Annotated in this window: 14 protein-coding genes; 9 read left to right on the top strand and 5 right to left on the bottom strand. The window is 71.3% G+C overall.

Features of this window, described 5'->3' with window-relative positions:
* Positions 1–5 precede the first annotated feature (5 nt).
* Entirely contained in the window at positions 6–563 is a 558-nt protein-coding gene (locus tag ACNPQM_RS32160; protein WP_418086716.1) for a VOC family protein, read from the top strand.
* Here ACNPQM_RS32160 and ACNPQM_RS32155 read toward each other — a convergent pair.
* The 4 genes from ACNPQM_RS32155 to ACNPQM_RS32140 are packed head-to-tail and all read right to left on the bottom strand — an operon-like array spanning position 547 to position 4,273.
* A complete protein-coding gene (locus ACNPQM_RS32155; RefSeq protein ID WP_358860441.1) occupies positions 547–1,704 on the bottom strand; it encodes an acetyl-CoA C-acetyltransferase in 1,158 nt (385 codons plus the stop codon). The genes ACNPQM_RS32160 and ACNPQM_RS32155 overlap by 17 nt on opposite strands.
* 33 nt (positions 1,705–1,737) lie before the next feature.
* The gene (locus tag ACNPQM_RS32150; RefSeq protein ID WP_418086715.1) at positions 1,738–2,325 is read right to left on the bottom strand and encodes a TetR/AcrR family transcriptional regulator; all 588 of its coding nucleotides are present in this window, start codon (positions 2,323–2,325) and stop codon (positions 1,738–1,740) included.
* On the bottom strand, positions 2,322–3,110 hold the full coding sequence (locus ACNPQM_RS32145) for an SDR family oxidoreductase (RefSeq protein WP_358860439.1): 789 nt from the start codon (positions 3,108–3,110) through the stop codon (positions 2,322–2,324). Before ACNPQM_RS32145 ends, ACNPQM_RS32150 begins: the two co-directional genes overlap by 4 nt.
* Complete coding sequence (locus ACNPQM_RS32140) at positions 3,107–4,273, bottom strand: acyl-CoA dehydrogenase family protein (RefSeq protein ID WP_418086714.1); 1,167 nt, start codon at positions 4,271–4,273, stop codon at positions 3,107–3,109. The genes ACNPQM_RS32145 and ACNPQM_RS32140 overlap by 4 nt, the downstream gene beginning before the upstream one ends.
* A gap of 45 nt (positions 4,274–4,318) precedes the next feature.
* Between ACNPQM_RS32140 and ACNPQM_RS32135 the strand changes: the two genes are divergently transcribed.
* The 8 genes from ACNPQM_RS32135 to ACNPQM_RS32100 all read left to right on the top strand — a co-directional run bounded on the left by ACNPQM_RS32135 (position 4,319) and on the right by ACNPQM_RS32100 (position 11,488).
* The gene (locus tag ACNPQM_RS32135) at positions 4,319–5,176 is read left to right on the top strand and encodes an enoyl-CoA hydratase (RefSeq protein WP_358860437.1); all 858 of its coding nucleotides are present in this window, start codon (positions 4,319–4,321) and stop codon (positions 5,174–5,176) included.
* Positions 5,176–6,345, top strand: coding sequence for an acyl-CoA dehydrogenase family protein (locus ACNPQM_RS32130; protein ID WP_358860436.1), 1,170 nt, complete (start codon positions 5,176–5,178; stop codon positions 6,343–6,345). Before ACNPQM_RS32135 ends, ACNPQM_RS32130 begins: the two co-directional genes overlap by 1 nt.
* Positions 6,345–7,331, top strand: coding sequence for an acyl-CoA dehydrogenase family protein (locus ACNPQM_RS32125; protein ID WP_418086713.1), 987 nt, complete (start codon positions 6,345–6,347; stop codon positions 7,329–7,331). Before ACNPQM_RS32130 ends, ACNPQM_RS32125 begins: the two co-directional genes overlap by 1 nt.
* A 124-nt stretch (positions 7,332–7,455) precedes the next feature.
* Entirely contained in the window at positions 7,456–8,835 is a 1,380-nt protein-coding gene (locus ACNPQM_RS32120; RefSeq protein WP_418086712.1) for an MFS transporter, read from the top strand.
* Positions 8,832–9,905, top strand: coding sequence for an acyl-CoA dehydrogenase family protein (locus ACNPQM_RS32115; protein WP_418086711.1), 1,074 nt, complete (start codon positions 8,832–8,834; stop codon positions 9,903–9,905). The genes ACNPQM_RS32120 and ACNPQM_RS32115 overlap by 4 nt, the downstream gene beginning before the upstream one ends.
* A 33-nt stretch (positions 9,906–9,938) precedes the next feature.
* Complete coding sequence (locus tag ACNPQM_RS32110; protein ID WP_418086710.1) at positions 9,939–10,214, top strand: hypothetical protein; 276 nt, start codon at positions 9,939–9,941, stop codon at positions 10,212–10,214.
* A gap of 81 nt (positions 10,215–10,295) precedes the next feature.
* Positions 10,296–10,673: a hypothetical protein gene (locus ACNPQM_RS32105; protein ID WP_418086709.1), complete on the top strand. Its 378-nt coding sequence runs from the start codon at positions 10,296–10,298 to the stop codon at positions 10,671–10,673.
* 398 nt (positions 10,674–11,071) lie between these two features.
* Positions 11,072–11,488, top strand: a complete 417-nt coding sequence (locus ACNPQM_RS32100; RefSeq protein ID WP_418086708.1) for a hypothetical protein — start codon at positions 11,072–11,074, stop codon at positions 11,486–11,488.
* 208 nt (positions 11,489–11,696) lie between these two features.
* Here the strand turns inward: ACNPQM_RS32100 and ACNPQM_RS32095 are convergent, their stop codons facing one another.
* Positions 11,697–12,836, bottom strand: a complete 1,140-nt coding sequence (locus ACNPQM_RS32095) for a winged helix DNA-binding domain-containing protein (RefSeq protein WP_418086707.1) — start codon at positions 12,834–12,836, stop codon at positions 11,697–11,699.
* Positions 12,837–12,979 lie beyond the last annotated feature (143 nt).

Genomic DNA, 12,979 nt, shown 5'->3' with positions numbered 1-12,979 from the left:
CCGACATGCCCATCCAGCGGCTGAACCACGCCGTCCTCTTCGTCTCCGACCTGGAGCGCAGCATCGCCTTCTACCGCGATGTCCTCGAATTCCGGCCGCTGCCGCAGGCGTTCCCCGGAGCGGCCTTCCTCCAGGCGGCGGGCTCCGCCAACGACCACGACCTGGGCTTGTTCCAGTCTCCCGAGCGCGGCTCCGGGCACGCCACCGGGCGGATCGGCCTGTACCACCTGGCCTGGGAGGTGGACACGCTGACCGAGCTGGGCCGGATGCGGACCCGGCTGGCCGAGGCGGGGGCCCTGACCGGGGCGAGCAACCATGCCTCCACCAAGGCCCTCTACGCCCGGGACCCGGACGGCATCGAGTTCGAGGTGTGCTGGCTGGTCCCCGACCACGCGGTGGCCAAGGAGCTGACGGCGATGACCTCCCCCACCCTCCCCCTGGACATCGAGGCGGAGATCGAGGAGTACGGTGCGGAGACCCCGGGAGGCCCCCGCACCGATCACGCGGTCTGGCAGCAACTCTTCGGCCCCCGGGACGGGAGCGGCGTCACAGACGCTCGATGATCGTCACGTTCGCCTGACCGCCGCCCTCGCACATGGTCTGGAGGCCGTAGCGGCCCCCGGTGCGCTCCAGTTCGTGCAGCAGGGTGGTGGTCAGCTTGGTGCCGGTCGCGCCGAGCGGGTGGCCGAGGGCGATGGCGCCGCCGTTGACGTTGACCTTCTCCGGGTCGGCGCCGGTCTCCTTCAGCCAGGCGAGGACGACCGAGGCGAAGGCCTCGTTGATCTCCACCAGGGCGATGTCGTCGAGCGTCATCCCGGCCTTCTTCAGCGCGTACGCCGTCGCCGGGATCGGGGCGGACAGCATACGGATCGGGTCCTCGCCCCGCACGGACAGGTGGTGGACCCGGGCGCGCGGCGTCAGTCCGTGTTCCCGTACGGCGCGTTCCGAGGCGATCAGCATCGCCGAGGCCCCGTCGGAGACCTGCGAGGAGACCGCGGCGGTCAGCCGGCCGCCCTCGACCAGCGGCTTCAGTCCGGCCATCTTCTCCAGGGTCGTGTCGCGGCGCGGGCCCTCGTCGGTGGTGACGTCCCCGAAGGCGACGATCTCGCGGTCGAAGCGGCCCTCGTCGATGGCGCGAGCGGCCCGCTGGTGCGAGCGCAGGGCGAACTCCTCCATGTCCTGGCGGGAGATGTCCCACTTGGCGGCGATGAGCTCGGCGCCGTGGAACTGGTTGACCGGCTGGTCGCCGTAGCGGGCGCGCCAGCCCACGGAGCCGGCGTACGGACCCTCGGTCAGGCCGAGCGGGTCGGCGGCCTGGCGGCTGGCGAAGGCGATGGGGATCATCGACATGTTCTGCACGCCGCCGGCGACCACCAGGTCCTGGGTGCCGGACAGGACGCCCTGTGCGGCGAAGTGCAGGGCCTGCTGCGAGGAGCCGCACTGCCGGTCCACGGTCGTGCCGGGCACCTCCTCGGGGAGTCCGGCGGCCAGCCAGCAGGTACGGGCTATGTCGCCGGCCTGCGGGCCCACGGTGTCCAGGCAGCCGAAGACGACGTCCTCGACGGCGGCCGGGTCGGCACCCGAGCGCTCCATCAGCGCCTTCAGCACGTGCGCTCCGAGGTCGGCCGGGTGGACGGCGGAGAGTCCGCCGTTCCGCCGGCCGACCGGGGTGCGTACCGCTTCGACGATGTATGCCTCGGCCATTGCCACTCCTTCTTCGATGTCCACGACGTCATGTCATATACGGGAGGCGATGCCCTCAAGGACCATGGACAGGTACTGGCGGGCGATCTCCTCCGGGCTGTGCTGTCCGCCCGGCCGGTACCAGGACGCGGCGACCCAGACGGTGTCGCGCACGAAGCGGTAGGTGAGGCGGACGTCGAGGTCGGCGCGGAAGACCCCGGCAGCGACGCCGCGCTCCAGGGTCCCGAGCCAGGCCTTCTCGAATCGGTGCTGCGCGTCGGCGAGGTAGCCGAAGCGCGGCTGGTTCTGGAGGTGTCGGGACTCCTTCTGGAAGATGGCGACGGCGGCGCGGTGCCGGTCGATCTCCCGGAAGGACTCGGTGACGAGGCCCTCGATGGTCTCCCTGGGGCCGAGGCCGGTGGCGAGCACGGTGTCGTATCTGCCCCACAGCTCGCGCAGGAAGGACGAGAGGATCTCGTCGAGCATCGACTCCTTGGAGTCGAAGTGGTAGTAGAGGCTGCCGGCGAGCAGGCCGGCCGCGTCGGCGATGCGGCGGACGGTGGTGGCGTCGTACCCCTGGGCGGCGAACACCTCGGCCGCCGTGCCGAGGATCTCGCGGCGCCGCTCCGGTGACGGTCTCACGGGTGCTGGCTGCTGACGGAGAGGACCTCCCCCGTCAGGTACGAGGAGTAGCCGCTGGTCAGGAAGACGATCACGTTGGCCACCTCCCACGGCTCCGCGTAGCGGCCGAAGGCCTCACGGGAGGTCAGTTCCTGGAGGAGTTCGGGGGTGGTGACCTTCACCAGGTGCGGGTGCATGGCCAGGCTCGGGGAGACGGCGTTGACCCTTACCCCGTACTCGGCGGCCTCCAGGGCGGCGCAGCGGGTGAGCGCCATCACGCCGGCCTTGGCGGCGGCGTAGTGGGCCTGTCCTTTCTGGGCGCGCCAGCCGATCACCGAGGCGTTGTTGACGACGACGCCGCCGGCGCCCGCGGCCTTCATCCGGCGCAGTGCGGCGCGGGTGCAGCGGAAGGTGCCGTTCAGGGTGACGTCGAGGACCTTGTCCCACTGTTCGTCGGCCATGTCGACGAGGTCGGCGGTGCCGCCGAGGCCTGCGTTGTTGACGACGATGTCGAGGCGTCCGTGGCGCTCCACGGCGAAGTCGAACAGCGCGGCGACCTGGGTCTCGTCGGTGACGTCACAGGGCAGAGCGGCGACGCGGTCCGCGCCGAACTCGGCGGCCAGTTCGGCCTCGGACTCCTTCAGTCTGCGGGCGTGGGCGTCCGAGAGGACGACCCGCGCGCCTTCCTCCAGGAGCCGCCTGGCGGTGGCGCCGCCGATGCCGGCGCCCGCGGCGGCAGTGACGACGGCGCCGCGGCCGGCGAGCAGACCGTGGCCCGGCACGTAGGGGGGTGGGGTGCCGGTCATGGGCGGACCTCCTTGGGCAGGCCGAGGACGCGCTCGGCAATGATGTTTCGCTGGATCTCGTTGGAGCCGGCGTAGATGGTGTCGGAGCGGGAGAAGAGGTACAGCCGCTGCCAGTCGGTGAGGTCGTACGGCTCGCCGTCGGCCAGCATCCCCTCGGCGCCGCAGACGTCCATGGCGAGTTCGCCGAGCTCCCGGTGCCAGGTGGCCCAGAAGATCTTCCCGATGGAGGACTCGGGGCCCGGGGCTCCGGCCGCGGCGCCGTCGAGCATGCGCAGGGCGTTGAACCGGATGGTCTCCAGGCCGATCCAGGCGCGGGCGATGCGGTCGCGGATCAGCGGGTCGGCGGCGGCGCCGTTGCGCTTGGCCAGTTCGATGACGGCTTCCAGCTCGCGGCGGAAGCCGACCTGCTGGCCGAGGGTGGACACGCCCCGCTCGAAGCCGAGGGTGGCCATGGCCACCTTCCAGCCGTCGCCGGGGGCGCCGACGACATGGGAGGCGTCGGTGCGGGCCCCGTCGAAGAAGACCTCGTTGAATTCCGAGGTCCCGGTCAGCTGGATGATCGGCCTGATCTCGACTCCGGGCTGGTCCAGGGGGACGAGCAGGTAGGACAGGCCGTGGTGGCGGGTCGATCCGGGCTCGGTGCGGGCGACGACGAAGCACCAGTCGGCCTCGTGGGCGAGTGACGTCCACACCTTCTGCCCGGTGACGACCCACTGGTCGCCATCGCGCTCCGCGCGGGTCCGTACGTTCGCCAGGTCCGAGCCGGCGTCCGGCTCGGAGTAGCCCTGGCACCACTGCTCCTCGACGGTGACGATCCTCGGGAGGAACCGCTCGCGCTGTACGGGTGTGCCGAAGGCGATGAGGGTGGGCCCCAGGAGCTGTTCGCCGATGTGGCTGACACGGGCGGGGGCGTCGGCGAGGGCGTACTCCTCGTGGAAGGCGACCTGCTGTTCGAGCGTCGCGCCCCGTCCGCCGTACTCCTTGGGCCAGCCGACGCAGGTCCATCCCGCGGCGGCCATGTGCCGCTCCCAGGCGAGGCGTTCGGCGTGCGCCTCGTGTTCCCGTCCGGGGCCGCCGCGCCCGCGCAGGGCGGCGAACTCGCCCGTGAGGTTGGCGCGCAGCCAGCCGCGGACCTCTCTGCGGAACTCCTCGACGTTGCTCATGGCCGTACGTTAACCTACCAAACACTTGTTAGGGAAGGAGGGCGGATGTCCGCTGCCCGCACCGCATCCACAGCACCGGTCCGCTACGAACGCCTCGGCCCGGTGGCCGTGGTCACGATGGACAGGCCCGATTACCGCAACGCCCAGAACTCCGCGATGACGTACGCCCTCGACCGCGCCTTCTACCGCGCGGCCGAAGACGACGAGGTCAAGGTCGTCGTGCTCGCCGGAGCGGGGAAGCACTTCTCCGCCGGCCACGACATCGGCACCCCCGAGCGGGACGCCCACCTGCCGTTCGACCGGCGCGCCGGACTCTGGTGGGACCACTCGGACAAGCGGGGCGCGGAGAGCCGCTTCGCCCGCGAGTCCGAGGTCTACCTGGGCATGTGCCGACGCTGGCGCGAACTGCCCAAGCCCATGATCGCGTCGGTGCAGGGCGCCTGCGTCGCGGGCGGCCTGATGCTCGCCTGGGTGTGCGACCTCATCGTCGCCTCCGAGGACGCGTTCTTCGCCGACCCCGTGGTCCGCATGGGCATCCCCGGCGTCGAGTACTTCGCCCACCCGTGGGTGATGCCGCCGCGCATCGCCAAGGAGTTCCTCTACACCGGCGACCGGATGGACGCCCGGCGCGCCTACGAGGTCGGCATGGTCAACCGGGTCGTCCCACCGGGGGAACTCACCGAGCGGACCATGGAACTGGCCTCCAGGATCGCCGAGATGCCCCGCATGGGCCTGGCCCTCACCAAGCGCGCCGTCAACCAGGCCGAGGACCTCCAGGGCCTACACACCGGCATGGACTCGGTCTTCGGGCTGCACCACCTCGCGCACGCGCACAACGCCGAGACCGCCCCCGACGCGCTGGGCGGCATGGACATACGCTCGATGAAGGCGGCGGGAGCCTGATGGACCTCGACTTCACCACGGCGGAGGACGCCTTCCGGGCCGAGGCCCGCGCCTGGCTCACCGCCCATGTGCCCGACACCCCCCTGCCCTCCCTGGAGACGGAGGAGGGCTTCGCCGCCCACCGGACGTGGGAGCGGACCCTGTTCGCGGACCGCTGGTCGGTGGTCTCCTGGCCCAAGGAGTACGGCGGCCGGGGCGCCTCGATCCTCAAGTGGCTGATCTTCGAGGAGGAGTACTTCGCGGCCGGCGCCCCCGGCCGGGTCAGCCAGAACGGCATCAACCTCCTCGCCCCCACCCTCTTCGAGCACGGCACCGACGAGCAGCGCGCCCGCATCATGCCCTCCATGGCGAGCGGCGAGGTCATCTGGGCGCAGGCCTGGTCCGAGCCCGAGTCCGGCTCCGACCTCGCCTCGCTGCGCTCCACGGCCGAACGGACCGACGGCGGCTGGCTCTTGCGCGGCCAGAAGACCTGGTCGTCCCGGGCGGCCTTCGCCGACCGCGCCTTCGGCCTGTTCCGCAGCGACCCCGACGCCGGAAAGCCGCACCAGGGCCTGACGTACCTGATGTTCCCGCTGGACGCCGACGGGGTGACCGTACGGCCCATCGGGCGTCTCGACGGCAAGCCCGCCTTCGCCGAGCTCTTCCTCGACGACGTGTTCGTGCCCGACGAGGACGTGATCGGCGCACCGGGGCAGGGATGGCGGGTCGCGATGAGCACCGCGGGCAACGAGCGGGGTCTCACCCTGCGCAGTCCGGGCCGGTTCACGGCCGCCGCCGAACGCCTTACGGGGCTGTGGCGAGAAACCGCCGACCTCTCCGACACCGCCCTGCGCGACCGGGTCGCCGACGCGGTCATCGGCGCCCGTGCCTACCGGCTGTTCGCCTACGCGGGCGCCTCGCGCATCGCCGCTGGAGGCTCGATCGGGGTCGAGTCCAGCCTCAACAAGGTCTTCTGGTCCGAGCTCGACATCGCGCTCCACGAGACCGCCCTCGATCTGCTCGGACCGTACGGCGAACTGGCCGACGGGGCCGCGGACGCGCCCGCGCACGGCGGCTGGGCCGAGGGCCACACCTTCTCCCTCGCCGGACCCATCTACGCCGGCACCAACGAGATCCAGCGCGACATCATCGCCGAGCGGCTGCTCGGCCTCCCGAAGGGACGCCGGTGATGCGGTTCCTCCTCGACGACGAGCAGCGGGAGTTCGCCCGCTCCCTCGACGGCATGCTCACGGCCGCCGACACTCCTGGGGCCGTACGTGCCTGGGCGGCCGGGGACACTGCGCCCGGCCGGGCGCTCTGGTCCCGGCTCGCGGAGGCGGGTGTCTTCGCCCTCGCCGTACCGGAGAGCCACGACGGGCTCGGCCCGCTGCCCGTCGAACTGACCGTCGCCTTCACCGAACTGGGCCGCCACGCCGTGCCCGGCCCGCTGGTGGAGACGGTCGCCGCGGCGGCGCTCCTCGACCGGCTCGGAGACGCCGCGGCCGCCGCCTGGCTACCGCAGATCGCGTCGGGGAAGGCGGTCGTCTCCCTGTGCATGCCGGGAGCCGGCAGCCCCTACGCCCTGGACCCCGACGCCGCCGACGCCGTGCTCGTCGTCGAGGGCGACACCGTACGCCTGACGGAGACGGCCGGCCCGGTCCAGCCCTCGGCCGACCCCGCGCGCCGGCTCGCCTGCCCGCTCGGCGGAACCGTCCTGGCGCAGGGACCGGCGGTGGTTGCCGCCGCCGCGCACGCCGCCGAGGTCGCCGCCCTGGCCACCGCCGCCCAGTCGCTCGGCCTCGGCCGCGCCCTCCTCGACCGGACCGTCGCATACGTGAAGCAGCGCACCCAGTTCGAGGTCGCCATCGGCTCCTTCCAGGCGGTGAAGCACCGCCTCGCCGACACGCTCATCGCCCTGGAGTTCGCCCAGCCCCTGCTTCACTCGGCCGCCCTGGCCCTGACGGAAGGGGCGGACCACGCCTCGGCCGACGTCGCCGCGGCGAAGATCACGGCGGGCGACGCCGCGTACGCCGCCGCCCGCACCGCCCTCCAGCTCCACGGGGCCGTCGGCTACACGGAGGAGCTGGATCTCGCCCTGTGGATCCGCAAGGCCCGTCCGCTCCGCGACGCCTGGGGCACCCCCGCGGCCTGCCGCGCCCGGGTCCTCGCCCCCTGAACGGCGCCCGCCGGTCGGGCCGGTAGCAGGCCCCCACCCCGCGATCCGGTCCGGCAGCAGGCTCCCCATCAGGCCCACCACCGCTCATCAGTCCCCAGCATCCCTACCGCACCTGGGAGTCAGCGTGTCCCCCGCACCGTCCCCGCACGTCCCCGAGAGACCCTCGAACCCCGCCCTGCTGCGCAGGGTGGCGCTGTCGAGTCTGCTCGGCACCGTCATCGAGTACTACGACTTCCTGCTCTACGGCACGATGGCCGCGCTCGTCTTCGGCGAGCTGTTCTTCCCCGAGTCCGATCCCACGGTCGGCACGATCGCCGCCTTCGGGACCCTCGCCGCCGGCTATGTGGCGCGCCCACTCGGCGGCGCCGTCTTCGGCCACTTCGGCGACCGGCTCGGCCGCAAGTCCATGCTCGTCCTCACCATGGCCCTCATGGGCGTGGCGAGCTTCCTGATCGGCGTCCTCCCCACGTACGGGACGATCGGCGTCGCCGCTCCCGTCCTCCTGGTGCTGTTCCGTGTCGTCCAGGGCGTCGCGATCGGCGGGGAATGGGCCGGTGCGACGCTCATGGTCGTCGAGCACGCCGACCCCCGGCGCCGCGGCCTGTGGAGCGGCGTGATGCAGATGGGGTCGCCGATCGGATTCCTGCTCTCCACGGTCGCCGTCACGCTCGCCTCGCTGCTTCCCCGCGAGTCCTTCCTGGCCTGGGGCTGGCGCGTCCCGTTCCTGTTCAGCGCGGTACTCCTCGGCATCGGGCTGTACGTGCGCATGACCATCACTGAGAGCCCGCTGTTCCGGCAGGCGGTGCAGACGCGGGGCGCCGGTGAGGCTCCCGGCGTACCGCTGGCGCAGGTGCTGCGCAGGCCCCGCAACCTCGTCCTCGCGTGTGCCGTGGGCATCGGCCCGTTCGCCCTGACGGCGCTGATCAGCACGTTCATGCTCACCTACGCCACGGCGATCGGGTACGCCACCTCCGAGGTGATGACCGGGCTGCTCCTCACCTCGGTCACGGGCCTCGTGTCCATCCCGCTCTTCTCCGCGCTCTCCGACCGCGTCGGCCGCCGGGCCGTCGTGATGGGCGGCGCGTTCGGCGTCGTGCTGCTCGCCTTCCCGGTGTACGCCCTGGTCGACGCGCGCTCCCCCGCGCTGCTGATCCTCGGCATGGTCCTCGGCCAGGTGGTGCAGTCCGCGATGTACGCGCCGCTGGGGCCGCTGCTTTCGGAGATGTTCGGCACCCGGGTCCGCTACACGGGCGCCTCGCTCGGCTATCAGCTGGCCGCACTGATCGGCGGCGGCTTCACCCCGATGTTCGCCGGCAGCCTGCTCTCCGCCGGGGACGCCCGGAGCGCGCCCCTCGCTGTGCTCGCCGTCGTCTGCGGGCTCGTGACCGCGCTCGCCGTCTGGCGGACGGCCGAGACGCGGGGCCGGGACCTGTCGGCGGAGGACCCCGAGGCGCCGGCCAAGCAGCCCCGTACCCGTCCGACATCGACAGGAGCAGAGGCGTGAGGCTGACGGAGGAACAGGAAGAACTGAGGTCCGCTGTACGGGCCGTGCTCGGGCGCCATGCTGGGGACGCGGCCTGGCGGCCGCTGACCGAGCAGATCGGCGTCGCGGGGCTCGCCGTTCCGGAGGAGTACGGCGGCGCCGGGTACGGGGCCGGGGAGTTCCACGTGGTGATGGAGGAGCTGGGACGGGAGCTGAGCCCCGTCCCGTACCTCGGCTCCGCGGTGCTCGCGGTGCAGGCACTGCTCGCCTCGGGCGACGAGGAGGCGTGCGCGCGGCTGCTGCCGGGGCTGGCCTCGGGCGCCGTGCTGGGGGCCCTGGCGTGGGCCGAGCACGGCTCCTGGGACCCCTCGGCGGTACGGGCCGAGGCCGCCCCCGGGCCCGGCGGCAAGTGGCGGATCACCGGGACCAAGGAGCACGTCCTCGACGGTGCGGGAGCCGAGGTCCTGCTCGTGGCGGCCCGTTCCGGAGTGGGGGTCTCGCTCTTCGAGGTGCCCGCAGACGGCGCGGGCGTGGACCGTGAGGCAACCGTGACGATGGACTCCACCAGGACGCAGGCACGGGTGGTGCTCACGGAGGCAGAGGGCCGGCTCGTCGGAGCGGAGGGTGCCGGCGACCGGGTCCTTGCGCACGTACTGGACCTGGCCTGCACGGCGCTCGCCGCCGAACAGGTCGGCGCCGCCTCGCGCTGCCTCGAACTCACGCTGGCCTACGCCCAGGAGCGGGTCCAGTTCGGCCGGCCCATCGGCTCCTTCCAGGCGGTCAAGCACCGCCTCGCGGACGCGTACGTCCTGGTGGAGTCGGCGCGTTCGGCCGCGCTCGGCGCCTCCTTCGCCGCCGCCGCGGGCGACCCGGAGCTGACCCGCCACGCGGCCGCCGCCAAGTCCGCCTGCTCGGAGGCGTTCTCGGCGGTGGCGGGCGAGATGATCCAACTGCACGGCGGCATCGGCATCACCTGGGAGCACGACGCCCACCGCTACTTCAAGCGGGCCCACGGCTCGGCCCAGCTCTTCGGCCCACCGTCCTGGCACCGCGCCCGCCTGGCAGCCGACTTGGGCCTGCCCGCGGCGTGACCGACCGGGGGCTTCGCTTTCTCGCCGCTCTCCGTGAGCGGGCGGAATCCGTTCACCGGCTTTCGTCTCGTCGGAGGCGAATTCCGTGATCAGCTGTACACGCTGGAGCGGAACTCAGAAACGGCGATCGAGAGTTCTGGAACGTCCGAATTCCTCGCGGAGCGCGCGGCGGAGTGGTTCACCCGCATGCTCGAACTTCCCGTCCTGCGAAACGAGTTCGAGGTCGGTGGCCGGGTCGTGAACCGGCAGTGGGTGCTGGCCGGCACTGGTCGGGAACTGACCCCCCAGTTCCCGCGTGCAGCCGGGTGACCCGCTGGCCCGTACGGTCCCGGTCCGGGGCGGCCGTCTCGGGGCTATACGACCACCTTGGGCCAGAGTTAGCCTCTGTGTATGTCCGGGAGTCGGCTCGGTCTGTTGAGCCTCCGCGTTGATGCACTCTATTGCCTGCTCGTCGGGCTACTGATCGCTTCGACTGCGCCCCTGACGGCGACTACGGTCCAGTTGTCGGCACTCGTCGTCGTCAGTATCGGTGGGGCTGTCGTGCTGTGGGCCGGCGTCGTGTGGTGGCTCAGTCTTCGCCCTCTGGCGGGGAGCTTGCGTCTCGTACTTGTAGCGAATGCACTCGCGGCATGTGTGCTGGCGGCGGTGTCTGTGGCTGCAGCAAGTATGCTCGTCCTGCTCACCTTTGTGGCGGTCGCGATTGATGTCGCTGCTTTCGCGGGCAGTCAGATCCTTGCGCTCAGACGACTGGCCCTCGAACTGATTTGACGAGTCGACAAGAAAGCCACAGTCACGACCTGGCCGATCGGCCCCCTTTGCTCTCCCTGCTACTCCAGGCGCCGACGCAACCCAGAGCCCTGCTCCCTCAGCGGCGTCACCCGCGTACTGGTCGGCCGCAGCTGATGACGCTTCCTGAAATTGGCCGCCTGCTGCTTTTGGGTTGGCCAAACTTGCTCTGTTGATCTCCCCACCCGTTGATCTTGGTCGGCGTGTCGTGGTGGGTGGAGTCTGATCGCCAACCGTTGAGGGGAAACACGGCCGCGACCCGGCACACCGCGGCAAGACTTCAGCCGTTCGCAATCCCACCGCTCGCTGTCCGCCATCCAGGCAGCGGGCCGAGCTCGTACCCTTCCACAGTTCGAATCGACCAACATCCTGGAGGGGACATGCGAGACCGCGTACGGATCGTCTGCCGCGCGGCGGCGGTGGCCATCGCGCTGGCGGCGGCAGGGGGAGCGACCACCGTCCCGGCGGTGGCAGCGCCCACCGGTATCACCCAAACCGCGCCGGCACCGGCGCCGACCGGCCTGACGTACAGCTATGACGCGGCCACCGAGCAGGTGACGGTCAGCTGGTACCCGAAGGACCCGGCCGACACAGTGACGACCGGCTATCGCGAGGGGTCCTGCAGCGCGCCCTCGACCGCCGACGGGCCGTGCTTCGCCCGGGTGTCGGGGCCGCTGCTGACCGGCAGCTCGTTCACGTTCCACCAGGCTGCGGGCCGGACGCGGTACTTCCGCCTGTACGCCGAAAACGCGGCGCACCAGCTCACCGGCTCGGCGATCCTCACCATCACCACCTGAGACAGCCAGGCCTACGACTGGCCCCGAAGTCGACCCGTGACGACGTAGTCGACGCGCTGCATTGGCCAGACTCGGGGCCTTGTCGCCGGACCAGCTGCACGGCGGCAGCCAGCATTTTCTGCAGCCCACCCACATCGCCGTTCTTCAGCTGGGCCGGCTACCTGGCGGCTCTCAAAGCCACCGAATAGGCCGTGCTCGCCGGGCGCGGTCAGCCCTTGACGATCATCCTCTCGACGTCGGGAAACCCCTTGTCCCACCAGTGTCCGTAGCGCCGGTAGACAGCTGGATCGCGGTCGGCGAGCAGCACTGACAGTTTTTCCGCCTCCTCGGTCAGACCTTGCCAAGCAATCTTGCCGAGCTTACGGAAGGCGGTCAGTTCCAGCCCGCTGTCGGCTGCGCGCCATACTCCGACGACCTGCCCGTCGACGAGCAGGCAGGGCAGCACGTCGCCGTTACGCCGGACGACCAGGGGCCGGTACTCCGGGGGCATGACCCGCCCGGGTACGGTGTGAGCCAGCAGCGTGCTGTCCCACATCGGCAGCAGTCTCGGTGGCGCCGGGGTGTCATCGGCGGGCACGGTAGCGCCGGCCAGGTCGAATAGGGCGGCGCGGCCGGGGCCTGCCACCCGTACCACTTGGTCGCCGAGCTCATGCAGCGCTTTGGTTATGGCGGTGCGAGTCAGCAGGGTGAACCGGGCGAAGTCCTGGGCCGACGCGGGCCCGAACGCGCGAAGGTAGGCGAGCAGCAGGCGCTGGACCCCAGCGTCGGCTTCCTGTGGCGCGGCCGCAGGGGCCGCCGGGGAGGCGCGGTAGGTGTTCGGCTGCGTGAACGACCACTGGCCGCCGGTCGGCGCATGATGCACTGGCGCGAACGTGCGTAGCGCCCACCACACGCGGTGCGCGTGCTCACCGTGCCTTCCTGTGACCTCATCCTCTACCTGGGCGCCGGTGCGGGGCCGCTTCAGGAACCCGGCGAGCTCTGGGAGCAGCGCGTCGGCGTCGTCGGGGGTCAGCCCGGTTGCGGTGAAACGGCGGTCGTACAGCCGTGACGCCCGCAGAGTGCTCAGCATGGCAGCGCGGTAGGGCTCGTAGTCCTCGGCATGGACGACGTGCAGCGTGATCCGCATGAGGGTTGCCTTCACGATCCGACCCTGCGCGAACGCTGCGTCGAGATTCTCGGGCGCGAAGTCCTGCACACGGTTCCATAGCGCCAGGTACGGCGACGCTGGTGCCTGCGCCTGCAGAGCGCAGACCCGACGAACCGCCTCTGCCACATCGACGCGCTGGCGCTCGAGCAAGAGCTGACGGTCCAAGGTGGCCAGAGCGAGCTGTCGCGCGGTGAGGTTCATGACCGGATCATGCCACCTCAGCTCCCGCGCGAAGCAATCGCCGATACAGGGCTGTCAGTTGAGGCACATGCTTGTCGGTTTGAGCGTTCGTCGCCGTGAGGGCGAGTCGGTCAAGTAGCGACGACCTTGGCGCTCGAATTGCC

Source organism: Streptomyces sp. NPDC056231 (assembly GCF_048270745.1).
In the GTDB taxonomy this organism is placed as follows: Bacteria; Actinomycetota; Actinomycetes; order Streptomycetales; family Streptomycetaceae; genus Streptomyces.
This window is presented reverse-complemented; position numbering and strand designations above follow the sequence as displayed.